Genomic DNA, 20,306 nt, shown 5'->3' with positions numbered 1-20,306 from the left:
TTAGTCCATTAATTTTAGATTTAAGTTAAACTGACGGCTTATGTTAAGATAGGTTAAATTTAGGAACACAGTGTAAGGTATTCAAATTTTTAAATGAATTAGTTGTTAACAAAAGTATTTCGTCTACTAGGATATAAAGAGTTACATTTGAGCGGTATTAAGAAAGAATTTTATTTTGAAAAAATACTTTAATAGTTAAACCATATCTGGGGATGATTGTAATAAATAAAAAGAGATTGGAAGGTTCCAATCTCTTTAAAATATATGAAGAATTTATGGAGTAATTAAGAATTTCGGCTATCCTATCGGCCCCGGAATTGTTTCTATCCTGTTTACGTTGTCTGTTTTGCCTTTGGCCTTCCCGCCACCCAGACAGGATAATTCATAAAAAGCAGACTTAAGATCATGAAAAAGAGTCCTATTACAAGTCCGTAATGCATGGGCTCCTTAAGAACCGCAACCCCGAGGGCGATAGAAACAAAAGGGGTAAGAAAAGTGACCATCATTGCCAACAGTGGACCTCCCACAGAAATAAGCCAATAATAGATGACATATCCTAATCCAGAGCCCAGGCAGCCAAGTATTACGAGTGATATACCCACCTTAAGATTTGCCAAGTGTAAAAAGGCGGCTGGTTCAATTGTTAAGCTGATGATTCCGTTGATGAATGCCGACACGAACAGTGTCCAGGCTCCGAGTTTTAATGGAGGGATGCTTGAGAAATCTTTTTTAATAAAAATAGTATTCAATGCATAGGAAATCGTGATGATAAACATGAGAAGTGCATGAGCCATTGAAAAATGGCTGCCACTGGCTTGGCCGGATGTAGAAAACAGCAAAAGGACGGAAATAAATCCTAGTGTTAAGCTGGCTAATTGAAACCATTGTGGTTTGATTTTTAATAAAAAAATTGAAAAAGCAACTGTAAACATTGGGGTTGTTGCGTTTAAAATCCCACTCAAACCGATATCGATTCCTTGTAACGCAAAACCCAATATTGTCCATGGGATTGCTGCTCCAAGAGCTACGACCAACAAAAAGTACGGGCTGATTTGTTGTCTTTTGGAAGGCTGCTTCTTCCGTAGCAAAAGGAAAGGAGCGAGTGCTGCTAAGCCGAATAGTGACCGGAAAAAGACGATGGTTGGTGGTTCCAATAATGGAAGGAGCTCTTTCGTCCAAAGGAACGAAGAGCCCCATAATACGCTTAAAATGAGTAAAACAATAAGCGGCTTCATCAATTATTCCTGATAAAATCTGGGAGTTGTTGTTGAGCCCCCATTTTCGTTACAACATAGGCAGCTACCTTGGCTGCTGTCCGTATTGCTCCAGATAACGATTTCCCTTCGCCAATGGATACTGCGAGGGCGCCATTAAAGGCATCCCCTGCTCCAGTCGTATCGACTGCATCTACTTTAACCGCTTCTACCCATCCTTGCTCATCCTTATTTTTGTAAAAGGCGCCCTTTGAACCGAGCGTAACAACGACCGTCCCAATTCCTTTATCCAAGAGGACCTGGCAAGCGGCCGCCAGTTTTTCTTCGGTCTTCGGCTCAATCCCGGTAAGCAGGGAAAGCTCTGTTTCGTTAGGCGTAAGGATTGAGACTCTCTTTAATAAGGAATCCGGCAATGGCTTCGCCGGAGCCGGATTCAAAATGATGATTTTCCCAAGGCCGGCGGCAATGTGAATCGCTCTTTCAATTGAATCAAGAGGTATTTCTAGCTGGAGCAGAAGAGCATCGCTGTTACGGATAACCTCGGTTTCCTGTTCAATCTGCTCAGGTGTGACCTGGAAGTTGGCTCCAGGGTATAAGACGATCGAATTCTCCCCCGAATCGGCAACCTGGATGATCGCTTGTCCAGTCGAACCTTCTTCTTTCACCGACGCTATATTGACCCCGTTGTTTGCCAAATTTTCTTTTGCCTGTTTTCCGAATGCATCGTTTCCAACACTTCCGATAAAAGAAACGTTTGCTCCAAGCTGGCTGGCGGTTACAGCCTGATTCGCCCCTTTTCCACCGAAATGGACGGAATGGGTAGAGCTATGCAATGTTTCGCCTTCCTTCACAATATGGGGAACCCGATAAACAAGATCCATATTAATGCTGCCGATAACTGAAATGTTCATATGCGCGCACCCCCGATCATGAACCAAGCTGTCCCTTAATCGTAGTCAGTAATTGCTGTTTTGTTAAAATCCCTTTTTGCAAATCCAATAGTTTAGCCATATTTGTAACAGCGGGCGGCTTCAGCATGCTTTTAGCCAATACTTCCTGATTATAAAAAATTTGTGCCGCTGCCTGGTCAGCCACGAGTCGGCGATTCGCCATTACGATAATCCTTGAGAAGTGTTCCGTAACAAATTCCATATCATGGGTAATGGTTATGACTGTTTTCCCTTTTTCTTGTAAGTCGTCCAGAATCCCTTTTATTCTTTGCAAGCCAATCTTATCCTGCCCGGCTGTCGGCTCGTCCAAAATAATAACGTCCGAATCCATTGCCAATACCGAAGCTACCGTAACGAATTTCCTTGTTGAGTAAGGAAGGTTATAAGGATTTTCTTCTTTTAATTCGTAAATACCGCACAGTTTTAAAGCCCATTCTGTCAATTGTTCGACTCGTTCATCGGCAAATCCCATGTTTTTTGGACCGAACCGGACTTCCGATTCAACATCATTGTGAAATATCTGATCGTCAGGATTTTGAAACACATATCCCACTTTGCGTGATACTTGGGCTGTCGTATAGTCCTTCGTATTCCAGTCACCGACATGGACGGTTCCTTCAGTCGGCTTCAAAAGTCCATTCATGAGCTTTACCGCCGTTGTTTTCCCTGCCCCATTTTGCCCGACTATGGCTACCCTTTGGCCTGCATGGACGGCCAACGTCAGATTTTCCAAAGCCTTCGTTCCGTCCGGATAAGAGAAGCTCACATTTTCCAATCTCACGTCAGTCATGGTGTAACCTCCTTCACTGGCTTCCAGCCTATGCTATCCGCCAGTTCCTGGTCGCGAATCGGCACAAATTTTAACGGTATACCCTCTTTTTGCAATTGCAGGGCAACTTCGGTTACATGAGGGTATTGGATGTTGTATTTAGGGAAATCAGGATGCGCGAAAACTTCCCGTGCAGGGCCTTGCAAGACAATTTCCCCATCATGCAAAACGATAATAGCATCAGCATACTCTGCGATCAGGTCCATTTTATGCTCGACAAGCAGAATGGTTTTTCCTTTTTCCTTCATCAACCGGATGATGTCAAAGACATGCTCTGTTCCAATCGGGTCAAGCTGGGAAGTCGGCTCATCAATGACCAAAATGTCGGGATCCATTACGATAATCGAGGCGAGTGCCACACGCTGGCGCTGCCCCCCCGATAGTTCAAAAGGTTTTTTATCCCGGAGATGTTCTATTTTCACCAATTTCAGGATTTCTTCCACACGGCTGCGAATTTCATTTTCCTCTACCCCCAGGTTTTCAAGGCCGTATGCAACTTCATCAAAAACGGTATCCTTTACACCGGAGATTTGAATAAATGGATTTTGGAATACGTAGCCAATTTTTTCCCCAAGCTGGCCTAACTGGTAGTCGGCCATGTTTTTTCCATCAACGACAACGTCACCTTGAATATCCCCTTTGTAAAAATGGGGGATGAAGCCCCTTATCGTATTGCATAGCGTTGTTTTGCCCGACCCATTGTTTCCGATAATTGCTGTAAACTGGCCTTTTTCAACTGTAAAGGAGATATTTTTTAAAACATGGTGATCTCCAACCGGATAACGGTATGATACGTTTTTCAATTCAATAATGGGATTCATGATACCACTCTCCAGATGATTAATCCAACCAAGATGAGGAGAAATGCAAAAGGGAGCATCCGGTCTGCCGGCCCTTTCGAAAGCTTATACAAGCTTGTTTTTTTCACAGGGGCAGAAAATGCCCGTGATTCCAGCGTTATTGCTCTTTCTTCCGTGCTGGCAATGGACGAGAGGATGAGTGGGGTTAAGGTTGGTATGAATGCTTTTGCCCTTACCAGCATTGAACCTTCCGTCTCCACCCCACGCGTCTTCTGTGCATCCATAATTGTATTTGCCTGGCGTTTCATTTCCGGAATAATTTGCAAGGTTGACATAACAATATATGCTCCCATCGGCGGCAATCCTATATCTTCAAGAGCCTTCACGAAATCCTTCACTTCAGTGATTCTAAAAAACAGAATAAAGGCGGAGCCAATTGCCAGTATTTTTGAAGTCAAAACCAGGCCATAGTCGAAACCTTCTTTTGTCCATTGAAAAATTCCCCATTCCCCGATTACTGTTTCGCCGGGGTAAAAGAAGAGCTGCATTAGAAAAACGAGTATGAGCAGGATAACAAGCGCTTTAAGGATAATTCCAATAAACTCCTTTAAGATATGTGGCCCGGAAATAGCGGCGACAATCAACAATCCTGGAAATACTGCGAATGCGAACACATAACTAGGGAATATGAGGACTGCGGCAATGACAAAGAGTGTAAAGTAAAGCTTTGTCATTGGATGGAGGTTCAAAATAAAGTTCTTGTTCATCACAACCACCTCGTATAAAAAAATACCCCTTCCATTCCTGGAAAAAAGAGGGGAAGGGGAGGAACAGATGATATCTTATTCTCGCAAGTGATTAGCGGGTTTGATAAGGACCCATTTGAGAAGTATTGCTGGATTACAAATATAAGTCCCCGTAATTCATTTTTGATAAATAACGTTTAGACATCTTCTTTACAATGAAATAAACAATTAGAACAGAGATAATTTTATCGGCAATTTCCGTAATAATCGAGGACGAGAATACAGCTGTCCATAACTGCTGTCCTGTAGCAAGGAATGCCGCCGTGATTAGGGAGGATGAGCTTCCCGTTACGCCGCCAAAGACCAATACCGTAATCGGCGCGGAAACAATTGTTGCAATTAACGTAACAATGATACCGGAAGCAATCGTTTTTGGAATCGTTTTAAACATACCGCTTTTCGATAAATAGCCAACCCCAACCCCAATAGCCATTGATGTCAATGCATATGGTAAGAAAGTTGGATTAAAGATTGCATTAATCAGGTTTGTGACAAGTCCGGCTACAAGAGCAACCCATGGCCCGGCGATGACGCCGATAAGGATTGTTCCAATCGTATCTAGGAAGATCGGGAGCCTCAATACATTGGTTAATTGGAACCCGACAATATTGATGGCAACGCCGATTGGAATCAATAACATGGCCATCATGTTAAAATCATTCTTAATACTGCGTTTCATTTGTTTTCTCCCCCTTTGTTTTTTATTGACCGATGAGACGGTCCATTTTCTTTATTGCTTCAAAAAAATGCTGCACGAATTCTTCCCGCCTGACAGTATGAAGCACTTTCACGTTCTTTGGCAGTCCTGTCCTCTGGGTGTAATCAACAACGGTTGTACCAGCTGTCAAGCGGCTTTCCAACTCCACTTCTACATGGCAATCATCTCCTTCAAATAGTTCCGGGGTGATGACGTAAGAGACAGCACATAAATCGTGCAGGCGAAATAATCGCTCAAAATGCTCTTCGTGGAAGGCAGTCCGTTTTGCTTTATGAGTATAAAACGTAAGCATCGCAACTATTTTTTTCGCCAAGTCGGAATCTAGAGCTTCTATTTGCTGGACGTCTTCCAAGGTCAGATAGGCTTTATGCGTAACATCAAGCCCGCTCATTACAATTGGAACACCGGAGCGGAAGACGATTTCCGCGGCATGCGGATCAACGTATACATTGAATTCTGAAGTCGGTGTCATGTTCCCGCCGACAGCCGCCCCTCCCATATAGGAAATGTATTTGATTTTTTGTTTCACTTCAGGATGCGCCAGGAAAAGCGCCCCGATATTTGTCAGTGGCCCTGTCGCAATCAGGACAATGGGCTCATCGCTGCTTAACAGTGTTTCTTTTATGGCATCAATCGCTGTACGAGGACTCTCGGGAAGGTTCGGTTCAGGGAGGGCGATATTGCCAATCCCGCTTTCCCCATGTACTTCGTCCGCAACTTCCAGGACTCGAAAAAAGGGCGCATCCAGTCCTCTGGAAATTTCAATGTCCTGTTTCATATAACTCGTGAAGGCACGTGCGTTATATATTGTTTTATCCTGTGTTTGGTTGCCGGGTTCGGTTGTAATTAATTTGATGTCAAGATTTTCAGCCGAAAAAGCTAGCAGAAGGGCCATCACATCATCGATACCAGGATCGCAATCGATGATAACGGGTATTTTGGTCAAATGTATTCACTCCTTGTAAGATAAGCGGCTTGTACTGTCCCTTATTATGAGTTCTGGTTGAAATTGGACCGACTCTGTCTTTCCTAACTCAATTTGATTGATTAAAAGTTCCACCGCTTTTCGTCCCATTTCATACGTATCCTGCCGGATGGTCGTTAATTTCGGCAGCAGGGAAGAGGCGAATGGAATATCATCGAATCCGATGACCGAAAGTTCCTCTGGTACTTTAATGTTCAACTCATAAGCCGCTTGATAGGCTCCAAATGCCATTAGGTCATTGCAGGCGAATAAAGCGGTAATCTTGTTATTCATCAGCAAATCTTTCGCATGTTCATATCCTGATTGTGTCGTAAAATTACCTTCTGCTTCGGGAATAGTGCTGTAATCTATTCCTCCTTCTCGCAGTGCCCGGCGAAAACCCTTTACACGTTCAAAAGCACTCCAAATGGAAATTGGCCCCGAGATGCAGGCAATATTTCGGTGGCCCAGGTCGGTAAGATGTTTGCCGGCCAAATAACCGCCCAATTCATTGTTTAAAAAAACAGCAGCATACTTATTTCCTTCTATAACTCTATCAAGAAGCGCACATGGGATATTCCCATCTATTAAAAGCTTTTCACTTTCGGGTGAAAGGTGATCTTTACTTGATAGAATAATGCCATCTACCTGCTGCTCTTTCAGGACACGCAAATAATGCTCTTCTTTTTCCAATTTATCGTCGGAATTACAAATAACCAGGCTGTAAGCTCGTTTATTTGCTTCATCTTCAGCCCCTCTGCAAAGCTCAGGGAAAAAGGGGTTTAAAATTGTTGGAACGATAAGGCCGAGCAACTTCGATTGCTTAGTAACCAATCCTCTTGCAAACTGATTAGGCTGGTATTGGGCTTCCTTAATAATGTTTAACACCTTTTCCCGGGTTTTTTCCGACATCCCCTCCTCTTTTTGATTCAATACCCTGGAGACGGTCGTTATGGAAACCCCCGCTCTCTTGGCAATGTCCTTAATTGTCCACTTAGACATGGAAAATCAACCTCAATATATAGTGTTTGGAGATTAGTAAAGAAAACGTTTTACGAAAACGCTTTCTTAATTTCTTTCAGAATAATGTATGCGTTTTTAGTTGTCAATATATTTTGATAATTACTCATATTTAGATTACCTCAGAGCATCCCTGAACCAATGAGATGAAAAAAATACTGCAGCCAGCTGGCGCAGTATTTTTTATTGTTCACTTCTATTTAAATATTGTTGAAACAACCTGGTCGTACGTCATTGAACTGTCTACGACAAAAACCCCAGGGCGCAACTTGTTCATTAGACCTTTCTTCTCGATATCTTTGGAGAATGCAAAGGCATCCTTGACAATTCCGGCTTCAACCAGCATTCTTCCGACATTGATACTTGTCATGCCATCCGTAACATTAATGATTACTTTGGTAACAGGTTTGGCATCTGGCGTTTTTTCTACAGGCTTCGTTTGTTTCGGGACTGTAGCGTTTGCATCCGCTAAAATCTTGTCGTAATCCGCCTTCGTTTGCACCACATAACCTTTTGTTTCAAGCTTGCTTTTCATCTCGGCCTCGGATGTTTCAACTTTTACCGTTTTACTGGAAGCCTTTGGTGTATCGGCCGTAAAGTAAACAGCTGAACAAATTGTTGTTGTTAGTAGCATTCCGGCAGCAAAGCTGCTCAATAAGTTAATTCTCATTGGCAATTTTTCTCCCTTCAACCTTCGCCTTCTGATAAGGTGCAAGCATATTTTGAATTGTACCTGAATCGACGTTTTTCATTTCTGCAATGCTATCAATTGAATATTTACGTTCATATAAGTCAAGCACTTCACGCATGAAAATCCTTTCTTCAGAAGACAGCCGTATACCAGCTTCTTTCATGAATACTTCCTGGTCAAGCTCAATGTTTCGAATGGATGATTGAAGGGCATTGATTTCTTCCATTATAGAAATATGAATCTGATCGATTTGGTTGTGTTGAGCCTTTGCTGCGTGAGTTGATCTCAGGATAGAAACAATTAGTAGTAAAGCGGATAGTACAAATAATCCGGCAAGTGTCCATTCCATCAATCATACCTCCTTCTCAAGTTGTATGTAGATTCACAAGTTTTTATTATACAGGGAAATACGGTGATTTTCATTAGTAAGACCAAAAGTCGCCGATGTTTGTTTATTCCAATCCAGTGTGCTGCCATAAAAGTTTATTAGACATGCAAACTACAATCCTTCGTTTTTTATAAAAGGGTCATTCAAGAAAATGCTATAATATGGTAAAATAAGGCAATCGGCATGAACTGAATTGAAAACCTGAAAGGAAGTGACTTAGTGAGGTACCCGGTTTTGGAAACGGAAAGATTGCATTTAAGAGAGTTGACCCTGGAAGACACGGAGGCAGTATTTCGCCATTTTTCCGATCCGCTTGTAGTTGAGTTTATGGATATTGGGGTGTGTAAAAACAGGGAAGAGGCTGCCGAAATTATCTCGTTCCACATCCGGGATAGCGGATGCCGGTATGGAATGTTTCTTAAAGAAACAGGGGAATTGGTTGGAACATGCGGGTTTCATTGTTGGGGCCAGTCCCAGGGGAAATCGAAAGCAGAGGTTGGCTTTGATGTAGCATCGTCCCATTGGAGAAAAGGGTATATGCTGGAAGCTGCCATGCCAATTATTCAATTGGGGTTTGAACAAATGAAATTGGATTATATAGAAGCAACAACGGAACCGGGCAATCGACCTTCACAGCAATTATTGAACAAGCTTGGCTTTATCCAGTCCGAAGAGCTGGTTGATCAACTGGTGTATTTTACGCTAACCAAAGAAGGAGTTTCAAATTTTAAATATATAGAATAAATGTTTAGTTGCACGCTTGAATCAAATTTCGGGCGTTTTTTTGTCTGTTAGCTAATTTTAACCATATTCAGGAAACGCATTTCAATTTTGGCCATATATCAATCATACTAAAAGGAGGGATTTCATTGTTTTCAGAAATAAATGCAAAGCTGGTTGAAATTAAAGGAGAATTGCGTAAAGACATTAAATATCGGGTGCAGCTGGCGGATTATGAGCAGGAACTTGCAATGATTGAAGAAAGGATTGCTGAACTGAAAAGCCAGTTTGAATCTGAGGAACAGGATGTTAAGAAGCTCGAGAACTTCAGTATATCCTATTTGCTTTCTACTCTTGCAGGCACAAAGGAGGACAAACTATCAAAAGAAAGACAGGAGATGATTGCTGCACAGCTTAAGCTAGTGGAAGCCCGGAAAATAAAAGAAGTCCTTGATAAAGAAATACACTTGCTCCTTGAAAAACTGCAAAAGCTTAATTCCTCAAAGCACGAATATCAGCAACTTCTTGAGCAGAAGGAAATGATGATCAAAGAGAGCACATCGCCTTTTGCAACCAAACTTTTTGAATTGATTGAAGCGGAGGGGGACCTTACAACCAGCCTAACGGAATTAAAAGAGGCAATTGATGCTGGAAGAAATGTCAAAGGCGCCCTTGCTGATGCATTGGAATCCCTTGATCGTGCCGGAGCCTGGGGACACTTCGATTTGTTTGGCGGGGGGACCATTTCAGCAATCAAAAAACATCAGCATATTGATGATGCCCAAGAAAACCTATACCGGGCGCAGAATAGTATGCGCCGTTTTCAAAAGGAATTAATGGATGTAAAAGAAGAGGCATTCATTAATATCAACGTTTCAGGGACGTTAAAGTTTGCGGACTTTTTCTTCGATGGTTTCATAATCGATTATATCGTCCAGAACAAAATCAGCGAGATGGTATACGAAACAAGAAGTCAAAATCAAAAGGTGTCCGAAGTTTTAACAAAGCTAGATAAAAAGTACATGGAAGTTCTGAAACAGCTTGAAACTGTCATACAGGAAAAGCGGGAGATCGTAGAGAATTTATAAATAGGGATTCACACTCCAAATAGAATGGGTGAAACGATGAAACCATTTTTCTACATTGTATTATTAATAGTTGCAGTATTCATATTCTATTATGTTAAAAACAAACCAAATTCAAATAGAGTAAATGGGGATGACAAACCAGTCAATTCATTTAGGAAAACGGCAGAGGCACGTGTGTTTGATGCAAAACCGGATATGCCAGTGGGGTTTGGTTATAAGTCGCAATGGTTTGTTATTAAGGCTGAAAATACGGATGAAGTTGCTAAAGATTTGAATTTAACAAATATCCAGCCCGCTAATTGGTCAACAGGGATAGAAGGTGCGTATGATGGATACTATTTTGTTGCTCCACCGGTGAGGGGGTGGACCATTGTGGCTAATTCGCTTATGCCGGACATGACAGATCCAACTGATGAAAATCCGCTAAAAACCATTCAGCATCTCAGCAAGAAATATGGTGAAGCCTATTATTTCGGAACACATCGGGTTGTTGATTACCATGCCTGGGGAAGGGCAAAGAACGGTGAGATCATCAGGGCATATGGTTATTTGGGGGAGAGCGACGAGGTCTTGATTAACAAGGGCGAATTTACCTCCGAAGAGTTGAAGCATAACCTTAATTACACTGATTTGGACAATGGCGAGGCAAATTTTCCAGATGAAGAGCATGTAATAATCCTTTCAAAAGAATGGGCAATTGATCCTCGTTTGGATTATGCAGACCTGGGTGCTGGGGTGGGTTTGGCCGGAATGAAAGTAGTGCCGAAAAGGTGAGCATAAAGAAGGTATGGGCTTTGCATAGTTTCTCAAGAGTATTAACCGGAAATTGAAAATAGGCAGGTGCCGGTTCATGACTTCTCAAGAAGGAAATATTATGTTCATTTTGTACGTTAGCGATCAGGATAGGGCAAAATCTTTTTATGGAAGTCTTTTAGAAAAAGAGGCAATTTTGGATGTCCCGGGGATGACTGAATTTGAAATAGCTCCTAAAGTAATTCTGGGGATCATGCCAGAAAAAGGGATTTTTAACGTGCTTGAAGGGAAAATCCCGCATCCTGAAACAGCGAGTGGAGTTCCGCGCAGTGAAATCTATATATATGTGGATAGCCCGGAAGAATATTATACTAAATTGGTTCAAGCGGGAGGGCGCGGGATAAGCAAAGCATCTGCAAGATCATGGGGAGACGTTGTTTCGTATGGTATGGACCTTGATGGCCATATCCTGGCATTTGCAAAAAGACAATAATAAATCCGCTTTAAGCAAACCTAACAGACTTACTACTTGATGACTACTCTAATAGAGGAAAGCCTTTAGGAGAGCCGAAGATGAAGACGATGATATTACTGGCGATTTTTCAATCGAGGAACAGAAAAGCAGCCATTTTCTTTCAATTGAAGAGCGTATAAATAAGAAAATAATTATCGCGAAAATTCCAACGGCCAAACCTTGGGAGGTAGCTGCTTGGGTTCCGATGGGGGGATTTAATGAGTGCCCTATGCCAGAGGAGCAAGTAGCATTATTCAAATACTGGTACGAGCAATATGGGGCTACTCCTGCTTTAGTTGATGTGGATGTATGGGAATTATTTGTCGAGAACCCACCTAAGACACAAAAAAGAATCTGTAGAACTCGCTTGGGAACAATTTGGATTTTGTAGTGATATCGTTTGGCAAGGGGTTGGAACAGTTAATGCTCTAGCAGGAACGCTTATAAATTCGTCAACTTGGTATTTTTGGTGGGATTAACACAAGGATACGCTAAGGCAGGAAAATTCCCCGCGACACCACCTTGGCTGCGGGGAATTTTTTATACATTTATCAAATCCGAGCAATATTTACGGATCAGGCTTGCTGCTTTCGTTTGGCTAATACCGAGGTTGTTTGCGACTTTTCTCGACGATTTGTGTGTTTGATAGGATTTTCTCACAATGATCCGCTTCGTATCATCAAGAGCTTTTTCCAAAGAGGCTGGAATCGGAATAACCTCTCCGACAGATTGATTGATAATTTCTGGCAAATCGGCTGGTTGAATCAGTGAACCGCTTACAATTACTAACCGTTCCATTAAATTTTCCAACTGACGGATATTTCCCGGCCAGGAATACTGGACAAAAATATTTAGGCATTCTTCCGATATCCCTTTATTTTGATTGTATTTTTTATTAAATTTATTCAAAAAGTTGTAAGCAAGCGGGATAATATCTTCCTTTCTTTCAGATAGCGGAGGCAAATGTATATCAATGACATTCAAACGGTAATATAAATCTTCACGGAAGGCTTTGTCTTTGACCATATCAGCCAGGTTTTTATTTGTTGCCGCCATAACCCGTATATCAACTTTTTTCATTTTATTGCTTCCTACAGGGATAAACTGTTTTTCCTGAATGACCTGCAGAAGCTTGGCCTGCACGGATAGAGGCATTTCTCCAATCTCATCCAAAAATAACGTCCCGCCATTAGCGGCCTCCAGCAGTCCTTGTTTCCCTAGATTACTGGCTCCGGTAAAGGCCCCTTTTGCATAGCCAAAAAGCTCGGACTCCAATAACTCTTCCGGAATTGCGGCGCAGTTGATTGCTAGAAACGGTCCGTTATTCCGCTTGCTAATTTTATGTATATAGTGGGCAAATACGTTTTTGCCTGTTCCTGATTCCCCGAGAATCATAATAGTTGAATCGGTCGGGGCTACTTTTTTGCAAAACGCCAGCAGTACCTTAATTTTATCGCTATTGGTCACGATAAGAGTTTCTTCATTAAACGCTTGAGCGGATTTTGACTCATCAAGTCCTTCTTTCGCCTTTATCATTTTAATTGCCTGAACCTCAGTTGAGGTAATAACGACTAACTCAATTTCCCCTTTTTCATTCAATATAGGCACCGCCGAGGTCATTAGCTCGGCGCCAATATTCGTTACCTGCCTCATATAGCAAGGTTCTTTCCTCTTATACACCTCTGGTACGATTGAAGGCTTCCAATAACCCTTTTCAAACAGTTCGACATTGAATTTTCCAATTACATCCGCTGGTTTAAGCCCGTAATGCTTTTCGCAAACCCGATTGACATAAAGAACCCGCTTTTCACCATCAAGGACAAATATTTCATCAGAGGAATGATCAAGAATTTTTAATAGAGTCTGTACAGTCATTTCTAGATTGCCTTTGTGCTCCATTCTTTTCATATAAAAAGTCCTCTCCTTAAAAAGTGAGTTTTTTCTGCTTCAGTAAAAGCAATATGGAGTCAATTCTAACTCATTTTATTTTAATATTCAGCATATTTGCATTAGTTTTTACGTTTAGTTAGTGGTTTAACAACATTGGCACGTTACTTGCATTAGTAAGAGTGTAAGTTATTTTAAGTTTAGTAAGCGGTACATGTTTTTCATCAAAGTATAGGGAGGGAAGCAATGAGAGAGCGGGAAGAACCATTTGATATTATCATTATCGGAGGGGGGCCGGTGGGTTTATTTACTGCATTTTATGCCGGAATGCGCCAAATTTCCGTAAAAATAATTGAAAGTCTCCCCCAATTGGGCGGGCAATTGTCCGCGTTGTATCCTGAGAAATACATTTATGATATTCCTGGATTTCCAAAGGTTAGGGCAGGCGAGCTTATTGATAATTTATTGATGCAAATGAATCAGTTTAAGCCTGCAGTATGTTTGGAGGAATCTGTAGAGAGTATCGTCCGCCTTGAGGATGAATCATTTGCCATCATGACGAACAAAGGAACTCACTATACGAAAGCGATCATTATTACTGCCGGCAATGGTGCCTTCCAACCGCGTAAGCTGAAATTACTGGGCGAAGAAAATTTTGAAAGCGCTAATATACATTATTTCGTCAAGGGTTTGAATCAATTTTCCGGAAGTAAGGTTGCTGTATTCGGCGGCGGTGATTCAGCAGTTGACTGGGCGTTAATGCTTGAGCCAATAGCAGAAAAAGTGACGCTCATACACAGGCGAGATAAGTTCCGGGCACATGAACATAGTGTTGAATTACTGAGAAAATCAAAGGTAGAGGTTTTAACCCCGTATATTCCGGTCGAACTCATAGGAAAAAACAAGGTTGAGAAAGTCGTTTTAACAGAAGTGAGTAGTGGAGTGTCAAAGGAAATTGAAGTCGATGAGGTCCTTGTCAATTACGGCTTTGTCTCTTCGCTTGGCCCGATAAAAAACTGGGACTTGAACATCGAAGGGAATTCTATTGCTGTCAATTCCAAAATGGAAACATCTATAAAAGGGATTTATGCCGCCGGGGATATTTGCACGTATCCAGGAAAAGTGAAGCTGATTGCAAGCGGTTTTGGAGAAGCCCCAACAGCCGTAAGCAACGCCAAGGTCTACATAGATCCCAAATCAAAAGTACAGCCGCTTCACAGTACAAGCATCATGGACAAAAAAGACAAAAGTAATGAATCAGTATATTCAAGCTAAAAATCTGTTTTTATGTGAAATGCAAAAAAAATGACTATAGTATGGAGGAAAAAATAATGGCCTATAATCCAGTACAAAACGCAACGAACCGCACATTTGAAAGAACGCTGCCCTATGACAAATACACAGATCCGCAAGTCTTGAAAAAGGAAATGGATGTTGTATTTTCGAAATCATGGCAGCTCGTCGGCCATGTTAGCCAGGTAGAAAAAGCCGGGGATTTTTTCACAGTTGAAGTAGCCGAAGAACCGATTATTGTCACCCGGGGAAAAGATGAAGTAGTACGCGCTTTCTACAATGTATGCCCACACCGCGCGACAAAGCTTGAAAGAACAGAGGCAGGAAACAGGAAAATATTTCAGTGCGGCTATCATGGATGGACTTTTAAGCTTGATGGCCAGTTGAATAAGGCCCCCAACTTCCGGGGAGATGAAGAGGCCTGCGTAAAAGATGCTTGCTTACGTTCTGTCCGCATTGGCATTGTGGAATCACTCATTTTTGTGAATCTTGATGATCATGCAAAGCCGTTAAGCGAGTCATACGGCGATTTCTTTGAAAAATTGGCCAAGTTTCCATTTTTAAGCGAGCTAAAAAGAACTCACCAACGAACTCGTGTGGTAAAAGCGAACTGGAAAGCGTATATAGACAATTTTTTGGAGTGCGACCATTGCCATGTTGCCCATCCAAGTTTCGTTGCGGCGCTGGATATGAATGACTACCAAATCATTACCTGTGACAACTATTCAATCCAAGGTACAATTGTGAAACCGGATAAGAAATATGGGACTGTTAATCTAGATGAAGCGGAAATGCAAGGCGGTTCCTTTTACTGGCTGTGGCCGAATTTGATGGTCACTATTTACCCGGGACCTGGCAATATGGCGACGATTCAAATGATTCCAATTGATCACGAAACATCATTGGCTGTATACACCTATTATTTCCGGGATGAAAACCTATCGCAGGAAGAAAAGGATTTGATGACATTTGCGGAGCAGGTTCGCGAGGAAGATATTGAACTTGTGGAACTAGAGCAAATTGGTTTCCGATCCCGTGCATTTAAACAAGGCAGGTATTCGTCATCCGAAAAGGCAATCCTTCAATTTCATGAAATGATCCTGGAGGCTCTCAATGAATAGACATGTAAGCGAATTAACTTCTGTGAAACAGTTCCTGCTAATCAATGGACAAAAAGTAGAAACAGATCAATACGCATCACTGCGCTCCCCCTATTCCGGGGAAGAAATAGCTCAAATTGCTATGGCGAATAAGGAGCTCACAAAAAAAGCAATCGAAGCTGCATACAGCAGCCGCAGGGTCATGGCAAAAATGCCAGCCTTTAAGCGTGCGGAGATTTTGGAAAAGGTGGCTGCGCTTTTAAAAGAAAGGTTAGATGAAGCAGCTGCCGTCATTACAAGTGAATCGGCCAAACCAATCAGGTTCTCCAAAGCAGAGGTTGCTAGAACAATTGAGACGTATAAGTTCGCGGCTGAAGAAGCAAAACGGATTCATGGCGAAACAATTCCTTTCGATGCGGCATCAGGCGGAGTTGGCCGAATTGGATATACAGTAAGAGAGCCTATTGGCGTAATTGGGGCGATTACACCCTTTAATTTTCCGATGAATCTTGTTGCTCATAAAGTAGGGCCGGCGATAGCAGCCGGAAACACGATTGTGTTAAAACCTGCTTCTCAGACACCGCTTTCCGCGCTTTTCATTGCTGAGCTCTTTGAGGAGGCAGGCCTACCGGCGGGCGCGTTAAATGTTGTAACCGGCCCAGGCGGGACAGTAGGGGATGCGATTGTTGAAGATGAGCGAGTGAACATGGTTACATTTACGGGAAGCCCAGGAGTTGGGATTGGCATCCGAAGCAAAGCTGGATTAAAAAAGACGACACTTGAACTTGGTTCCAATTCGGCATTGATTATTGATAAAGATATTGATATTGATCAAATTATTGATCGCTGCATCCTGGGCGCATTCTCTAATCAGGGACAGGTATGTATTTCCCTGCAGCGTATTTATGCACATGAAGAGATGTATGAAGAGTTTGTAACGAAATTCACGGAGGCGGCGAAGCAGCTGAAAATCGGTGACCCATTTGATCCTGAAACTTATATATCAGCATTAATTTCTAAAGGAGAAGCAGACCGTGTGCTGGGCTGGATTGGCGAAACAGAAGGAAGTACTGCGAGGATTGCAACTGGAGGAAAGCTGAGAGACGGTATTCTGGAGCCAACGATTATTATGGATGCGTCCCACGACTTGAATGTTTGCTGCCAGGAAGCATTCGCACCTGTCGTCGTTGTTAACAAAGTAAAGTCGGTAGAGGAAGCAGTTAAAGAGGTAAACCATTCCCGCTTTGGGCTTCAGGCGGGCATTTACACAAATAGTATAAAAAATGCCCTTTATGCATCACAGGAGCTGTATGTGGGTGGTGTTATTATTAATGACATCCCAACCTTCCGGGTTGATCAAATGCCCTACGGGGGGGTAAAAGAAAGTGGTACAGGCCGTGAAGGGATTAAGTATGCGGTGGAAGAGATGACAGAAATGAAATTGATTGTCTGGAACCATAGTTGATAAAAAAGGGAGTCAGCTAGAATGAAAAAACTAAAAATTGCAGTAATTCCCGGAGACGGCATTGGGCCTGAAGTGATTACCGAAGGAATCAAAGTATTAAATAAATTGGCTGGCATCGATTCAAATTTCCAATTCGATTTCACTTATTTTCCATGGGGCTGTGAATTTTACTCGAAGCATGGAAAAATGATGGATGATGATGGGGTGGAGAAGCTAAAGGCGTTTGATGCCATTTACTTGGGGGCGGTTGGTTTTCCCGGCGTCCCCGACCATATTTCGTTGTGGGATTTATTGCTGAAAATTAGAAAAAACTTCGATCAATATGTGAATATACGTCCCGTAACTTTATTAAAGGGCGCAAAACCCGCTTTAATGGATGTGAAACGGGAAGATATTAATATGTTGTTCATCCGGGAAAACAGTGAAGGCGAATATTCCGGTGCTGGAGATTGGCTGTTTAAAGGGCAAGAAAACGAATTGGTTTTGCAAAACGGTGTTTTTTCCAGAAAGGGAACAGAGCGAATTATCCGTTATGCGTTTGAAACCGCCAAAAGAGAGGGAAGGTCTCTGACTAGTATCTCGAAGGGAAATGCATTGAACTATTCGATGGTTTTTTGGGATCAGGTTTTTGAAGAAGTGAGTGCTGAGTATCCTGAAGTGGAAACGGCATCCTATCTAGTGGATGCAGCGGCAATGCTCATGATTAAAGACCCGAAGCGTTTTGAAGTTGTAGTAACATCAAACTTGTTTGGTGATATTTTGACCGATTTAGGTGCAGCCATTGCCGGTGGCATTGGGCTGGCCGCCGGCGCCAATATTAACCCGGAACGAAAATACCCATCCATGTTCGAACCCATTCATGGCTCCGCGCCCGATATTGCGGGACAAGGCATCGCGAATCCTTTAGCAGCGATTTGGTCAGCAAGCCAACTTCTCGACTTTTTTGGCTATGAAGCGTATGGAAAGTTGGTGCTCGATGCCATTGAACAGCTTTTGACAGAGGGTAAAGTACTAACACCAGATATGAATGGAACGGCATCCACTAGTGAGGTAGCTGACAGGATTATTGAGATTATTGGATCAACAATTCCGACAAAGGTGTAAAAAAAGGAAATCATATGGAGGGGCATCCTTCATATGATTTCAGCCTGATTATGGCACCGCATTCTATATACCCCCAGCTGAAATGCTGAAAAAAGCATATAAAACAGTTCTTTTACCATTTTAGGAAATCGCTACATTCAAATTCCCATCTAAATGATTACAAAAGGAGTGTTTATATGAAGGGTAATAAAACAGTATTCTTTTCCTCATTGGCTTTTAGCATTGCCTTGATAAGCGCGGGCATCATTGCGCCAAAGCAACTAGAGAAGTTCTCCAGTTCCTCTTTGAGCTTGATTTATGATAATTTAGGCTGGTTCATTTTAGGCAGTGTTTTTTTCTTCTTTGCATTTTGTATGCATATTGGTTTATCAAAGTTTGGGCATATTCGATTAGGTGATGATGCCGATCGCCCTGAGTTTAAAACGAGTACGTGGGTTGGCATGCTTTTCAGCGCATCTATCGGAATTAGCCTCGTTTTCTGGGGAGTTGCGGAGCCTGTATCTTACTATATTGATCCTCCGTTCGGAAAGGAATCTTCCGAACAATCGGCGAAGCTGGCCATGCAATTTGTCTATCTGCATTGGGGGGTTTCCGCCTGGGCGTGTTATGCCGTTGTAGGAGTTTCTTTAGCATTTTTCCAATTTAGAAAAAAACTGCCCTCTTCCTTAAGCTCCACCTTTTACCCATTAGTAGGAAACAAAATATATGGATCCTTTGGCAAGTTTATCGATATCGTCGTCATTCTTTCAATCGTAATTGGAATTGCGACCTCCCTTGGCTTTGGAACTTTGCAGGTAAATAGCGGAATGAATTATCTTTGGGGCATTCCGGTAGGGTTTCTTGCCCAAGTTATCATCATTGCAGCTGTAACGATTATCTATCTTGGGTCAACTGTTTCAGGCTTGCAAAACGGCATGAAACACCTTTCTAATTTAAATATGGTTCTAGCCTTTCTTTTATTAGCTTTTATGCTGGTGCTTGGACCAACACAATCCATTTTTAAAATTCTCTTTCAGGGCATTGGCGATTATGTGCAAAACTTTATCGGTATGTCATTCAGAACGGAACCGTACAGTGATGGGGGATGGATCGGCAACTGGACACTTTTCTATTTTGGCTGGTGGATTGCCTGGGCACCGCTTGTAGGAAGTTTTGTTGCGAGGATTTCGAAGGGACGTACAATTAGGGAATTTATGATGGGGGCGATTTTTTTACCCGTTCTAGGTTCCTTTATGTGGTTTGCTGTTATGGGAGGTTCAGCGATTGATTTAATCGAAAATCAGGGCAAAACGGCGATCGCAAAGGCAGTCTCTGCTGATGTGACCTCTGCTTTGTTTGAGTTTTTTGATTACTTCCCAATGAGTGCATTTTTAAGTATTTTGGCCATGGTACTCGTGCTCATTTTCTTCATTACATCTGCCAATTCAGCCATTTTTGTACTCGGTATGATTAGTGAGAATGGCAATCCCAATCCTTCTCATATGACGAAAATCATTTGGGGTGTCGTCATCGCGGCTGTATCCGGCATTTTAATTATGACAGGTGGTTTGTCAGGGCTCCAATCAGCCCTCGTGGCGACGTCTATACCTCTAGCACTTTTAATGCTGTTCATGTGTTATTCAACGTATAAAGGGCTGATGGATGAACTGAAACTCATGTTGGCGAAAAATGAACAGGAGGAAGCAGCAGAAACCGATGTACAAGAAGAAGTAATTTCATTCAAAGATAACATTCTCTCAAAGGAAGCTTAGGGAGCCACTGCTAGCTTTTTTTGAAGTGGTGTTGTCACTATTTGAATTTTGCTAAGCCCAACGTGTTGGATAAAATCCAATAACTATGGACTCTCAGGATCAAGGGTTTATATCCAAGGCTTGGGACTATCGATTGTGAAAAGCCTGATTGAAATCCAAAATGGGAAATGTATGATTCAGATCGATGGAGACTTATTTAAGTCGATGATTTCAATACCGAAAGTACGATAGGAAGATAATCAATTTTAAAA

General features: G+C 42.1%; 22 protein-coding genes. 11 read left to right on the top strand and 11 right to left on the bottom strand.

Going from position 1 to position 20,306, the window contains the following annotated elements; genetic code table 11:
* Positions 1–332 precede the first annotated feature (332 nt).
* The 10 genes from ADU24_RS21440 to ADU24_RS21395 all read right to left on the bottom strand — a co-directional run bounded on the left by ADU24_RS21440 (position 333) and on the right by ADU24_RS21395 (position 8,341).
* The gene (locus ADU24_RS21440) at positions 333–1,235 is read right to left on the bottom strand and encodes a DMT family transporter (RefSeq protein WP_053368557.1); all 903 of its coding nucleotides are present in this window, start codon (positions 1,233–1,235) and stop codon (positions 333–335) included.
* Positions 1,235–2,125: a ribokinase gene (rbsK, locus tag ADU24_RS21435; RefSeq protein WP_053368556.1), complete on the bottom strand. Its 891-nt coding sequence runs from the start codon at positions 2,123–2,125 to the stop codon at positions 1,235–1,237. Before rbsK ends, ADU24_RS21440 begins: the two co-directional genes overlap by 1 nt.
* Positions 2,126–2,141: 16 nt before the next feature.
* Positions 2,142–2,954: an energy-coupling factor ABC transporter ATP-binding protein gene (locus tag ADU24_RS21430; protein ID WP_053368555.1), complete on the bottom strand. Its 813-nt coding sequence runs from the start codon at positions 2,952–2,954 to the stop codon at positions 2,142–2,144.
* A complete protein-coding gene (locus ADU24_RS21425) occupies positions 2,951–3,814 on the bottom strand; it encodes an energy-coupling factor ABC transporter ATP-binding protein (protein ID WP_053368554.1) in 864 nt (287 codons plus the stop codon). Before ADU24_RS21425 ends, ADU24_RS21430 begins: the two co-directional genes overlap by 4 nt.
* Positions 3,811–4,560, bottom strand: a complete 750-nt coding sequence (locus tag ADU24_RS21420; protein ID WP_053368553.1) for an energy-coupling factor transporter transmembrane component T family protein — start codon at positions 4,558–4,560, stop codon at positions 3,811–3,813. Before ADU24_RS21420 ends, ADU24_RS21425 begins: the two co-directional genes overlap by 4 nt.
* A gap of 133 nt (positions 4,561–4,693) precedes the next feature.
* Positions 4,694–5,278 carry an ECF transporter S component gene (locus tag ADU24_RS21415; RefSeq protein ID WP_053368552.1) on the bottom strand — a complete coding sequence of 195 codons (585 nt, stop codon included), beginning with the start codon at positions 5,276–5,278 and terminating at the stop codon, positions 4,694–4,696.
* Between the two features lie 22 nt (positions 5,279–5,300).
* Entirely contained in the window at positions 5,301–6,263 is a 963-nt protein-coding gene (locus ADU24_RS21410) for a nucleoside hydrolase (protein ID WP_053368551.1), read from the bottom strand.
* Between the two features lie 6 nt (positions 6,264–6,269).
* The gene (locus ADU24_RS21405) at positions 6,270–7,283 is read right to left on the bottom strand and encodes a LacI family DNA-binding transcriptional regulator (RefSeq protein ID WP_053368550.1); all 1,014 of its coding nucleotides are present in this window, start codon (positions 7,281–7,283) and stop codon (positions 6,270–6,272) included.
* A 214-nt stretch (positions 7,284–7,497) separates the two neighbouring features.
* Complete coding sequence (locus ADU24_RS21400; RefSeq protein ID WP_197277546.1) at positions 7,498–7,971, bottom strand: aminodeoxychorismate lyase; 474 nt, start codon at positions 7,969–7,971, stop codon at positions 7,498–7,500.
* On the bottom strand, positions 7,961–8,341 hold the full coding sequence (locus ADU24_RS21395; protein WP_053368549.1) for a hypothetical protein: 381 nt from the start codon (positions 8,339–8,341) through the stop codon (positions 7,961–7,963). The genes ADU24_RS21400 and ADU24_RS21395 overlap by 11 nt, the downstream gene beginning before the upstream one ends.
* A 258-nt stretch (positions 8,342–8,599) precedes the next feature.
* On the opposite strand from ADU24_RS21395, the gene ADU24_RS21390 reads away from it, so the two are divergent.
* The 6 genes from ADU24_RS21390 to ADU24_RS23770 all read left to right on the top strand — a co-directional run bounded on the left by ADU24_RS21390 (position 8,600) and on the right by ADU24_RS23770 (position 11,934).
* On the top strand, positions 8,600–9,124 hold the full coding sequence (locus ADU24_RS21390) for a GNAT family N-acetyltransferase (protein WP_053368548.1): 525 nt from the start codon (positions 8,600–8,602) through the stop codon (positions 9,122–9,124).
* 125 nt (positions 9,125–9,249) lie between these two features.
* Entirely contained in the window at positions 9,250–10,188 is a 939-nt protein-coding gene (locus tag ADU24_RS21385; RefSeq protein ID WP_053368547.1) for a hypothetical protein, read from the top strand.
* Between the two features lie 36 nt (positions 10,189–10,224).
* Complete coding sequence (locus ADU24_RS21380; RefSeq protein ID WP_053368546.1) at positions 10,225–10,962, top strand: hypothetical protein; 738 nt, start codon at positions 10,225–10,227, stop codon at positions 10,960–10,962.
* Between the two features lie 76 nt (positions 10,963–11,038).
* Positions 11,039–11,434, top strand: a complete 396-nt coding sequence (locus tag ADU24_RS21375; RefSeq protein ID WP_053368545.1) for a VOC family protein — start codon at positions 11,039–11,041, stop codon at positions 11,432–11,434.
* A gap of 94 nt (positions 11,435–11,528) precedes the next feature.
* Positions 11,529–11,846 (top strand): DUF4253 domain-containing protein, encoded by a 318-nt coding sequence (locus ADU24_RS23775; RefSeq protein WP_082307002.1) that lies wholly within the window; start codon positions 11,529–11,531, stop codon positions 11,844–11,846.
* Entirely contained in the window at positions 11,776–11,934 is a 159-nt protein-coding gene (locus ADU24_RS23770) for a DUF4253 domain-containing protein (protein ID WP_197277545.1), read from the top strand. The genes ADU24_RS23775 and ADU24_RS23770 overlap by 71 nt, the downstream gene beginning before the upstream one ends.
* A gap of 61 nt (positions 11,935–11,995) precedes the next feature.
* Here the strand turns inward: ADU24_RS23770 and ADU24_RS21365 are convergent, their stop codons facing one another.
* Positions 11,996–13,363 carry a sigma-54 interaction domain-containing protein gene (locus ADU24_RS21365; RefSeq protein WP_053368543.1) on the bottom strand — a complete coding sequence of 456 codons (1,368 nt, stop codon included), beginning with the start codon at positions 13,361–13,363 and terminating at the stop codon, positions 11,996–11,998.
* A 225-nt stretch (positions 13,364–13,588) separates the two neighbouring features.
* On the opposite strand from ADU24_RS21365, the gene ADU24_RS21360 reads away from it, so the two are divergent.
* The 5 genes from ADU24_RS21360 (at position 13,589) to ADU24_RS21340 (ending at position 20,055) form a co-directional block, all read left to right on the top strand.
* The gene (locus tag ADU24_RS21360; protein WP_053368542.1) at positions 13,589–14,617 is read left to right on the top strand and encodes an NAD(P)/FAD-dependent oxidoreductase; all 1,029 of its coding nucleotides are present in this window, start codon (positions 13,589–13,591) and stop codon (positions 14,615–14,617) included.
* Positions 14,618–14,673: 56 nt separating this feature from the next.
* Complete coding sequence (locus tag ADU24_RS21355; protein WP_053368541.1) at positions 14,674–15,756, top strand: aromatic ring-hydroxylating oxygenase subunit alpha; 1,083 nt, start codon at positions 14,674–14,676, stop codon at positions 15,754–15,756.
* Positions 15,749–17,200 carry an aldehyde dehydrogenase family protein gene (locus ADU24_RS21350; protein ID WP_053368540.1) on the top strand — a complete coding sequence of 484 codons (1,452 nt, stop codon included), beginning with the start codon at positions 15,749–15,751 and terminating at the stop codon, positions 17,198–17,200. Before ADU24_RS21355 ends, ADU24_RS21350 begins: the two co-directional genes overlap by 8 nt.
* A gap of 21 nt (positions 17,201–17,221) precedes the next feature.
* The gene (locus tag ADU24_RS21345) at positions 17,222–18,304 is read left to right on the top strand and encodes a tartrate dehydrogenase (protein ID WP_053368539.1); all 1,083 of its coding nucleotides are present in this window, start codon (positions 17,222–17,224) and stop codon (positions 18,302–18,304) included.
* A 176-nt stretch (positions 18,305–18,480) separates the two neighbouring features.
* Positions 18,481–20,055: a BCCT family transporter gene (locus tag ADU24_RS21340; protein WP_053368538.1), complete on the top strand. Its 1,575-nt coding sequence runs from the start codon at positions 18,481–18,483 to the stop codon at positions 20,053–20,055.
* Positions 20,056–20,306 lie beyond the last annotated feature (251 nt).

Source organism: Bacillus sp. FJAT-27245 (genome assembly GCF_001273955.1).
Lineage (GTDB): Bacteria > Bacillota > Bacilli > Bacillales > Cytobacillaceae > Bacillus_D.
The sequence above is the reverse complement of the archived record's forward strand: the minus strand, read 5'-3'. Positions and strand labels throughout refer to the sequence as shown.

Excerpts from the sequence above, each read along its gene's own strand:
- ADU24_RS21440 (WP_053368557.1), bottom strand. The coding sequence starts at position 1,235 with ATGAAGCCGCTTATTGTTTTACTCATTTTAAGCGTATTATGGGGCTCT.
- rbsK (WP_053368556.1), bottom strand. The coding sequence starts at position 2,125 with ATGAACATTTCAGTTATCGGCAGCATTAATATGGATCTTGTTTATCGG.
- ADU24_RS21430 (WP_053368555.1), bottom strand. The coding sequence starts at position 2,954 with ATGACTGACGTGAGATTGGAAAATGTGAGCTTCTCTTATCCGGACGGA.
- ADU24_RS21425 (WP_053368554.1), bottom strand. The coding sequence starts at position 3,814 with ATGAATCCCATTATTGAATTGAAAAACGTATCATACCGTTATCCGGTT.
- ADU24_RS21420 (WP_053368553.1), bottom strand. The coding sequence starts at position 4,560 with ATGAACAAGAACTTTATTTTGAACCTCCATCCAATGACAAAGCTTTAC.
- ADU24_RS21415 (WP_053368552.1), bottom strand. The coding sequence starts at position 5,278 with ATGAAACGCAGTATTAAGAATGATTTTAACATGATGGCCATGTTATTG.
- ADU24_RS21405 (WP_053368550.1), bottom strand. The coding sequence starts at position 7,283 with ATGTCTAAGTGGACAATTAAGGACATTGCCAAGAGAGCGGGGGTTTCC.
- ADU24_RS21400 (WP_197277546.1), bottom strand. The coding sequence starts at position 7,971 with ATGAGAATTAACTTATTGAGCAGCTTTGCTGCCGGAATGCTACTAACA.
- ADU24_RS21395 (WP_053368549.1), bottom strand. The coding sequence starts at position 8,341 with ATGGAATGGACACTTGCCGGATTATTTGTACTATCCGCTTTACTACTA.
- ADU24_RS21380 (WP_053368546.1), top strand. The coding sequence starts at position 10,225 with ATGAAACCATTTTTCTACATTGTATTATTAATAGTTGCAGTATTCATA.
- ADU24_RS21375 (WP_053368545.1), top strand. The coding sequence starts at position 11,039 with ATGACTTCTCAAGAAGGAAATATTATGTTCATTTTGTACGTTAGCGAT.
- ADU24_RS21365 (WP_053368543.1), bottom strand. The coding sequence starts at position 13,363 with ATGAAAAGAATGGAGCACAAAGGCAATCTAGAAATGACTGTACAGACT.
- ADU24_RS21360 (WP_053368542.1), top strand. The coding sequence starts at position 13,589 with ATGAGAGAGCGGGAAGAACCATTTGATATTATCATTATCGGAGGGGGG.
- ADU24_RS21355 (WP_053368541.1), top strand. The coding sequence starts at position 14,674 with ATGGCCTATAATCCAGTACAAAACGCAACGAACCGCACATTTGAAAGA.
- ADU24_RS21350 (WP_053368540.1), top strand. The coding sequence starts at position 15,749 with ATGAATAGACATGTAAGCGAATTAACTTCTGTGAAACAGTTCCTGCTA.
- ADU24_RS21345 (WP_053368539.1), top strand. The coding sequence starts at position 17,222 with ATGAAAAAACTAAAAATTGCAGTAATTCCCGGAGACGGCATTGGGCCT.
- ADU24_RS21340 (WP_053368538.1), top strand. The coding sequence starts at position 18,481 with ATGAAGGGTAATAAAACAGTATTCTTTTCCTCATTGGCTTTTAGCATT.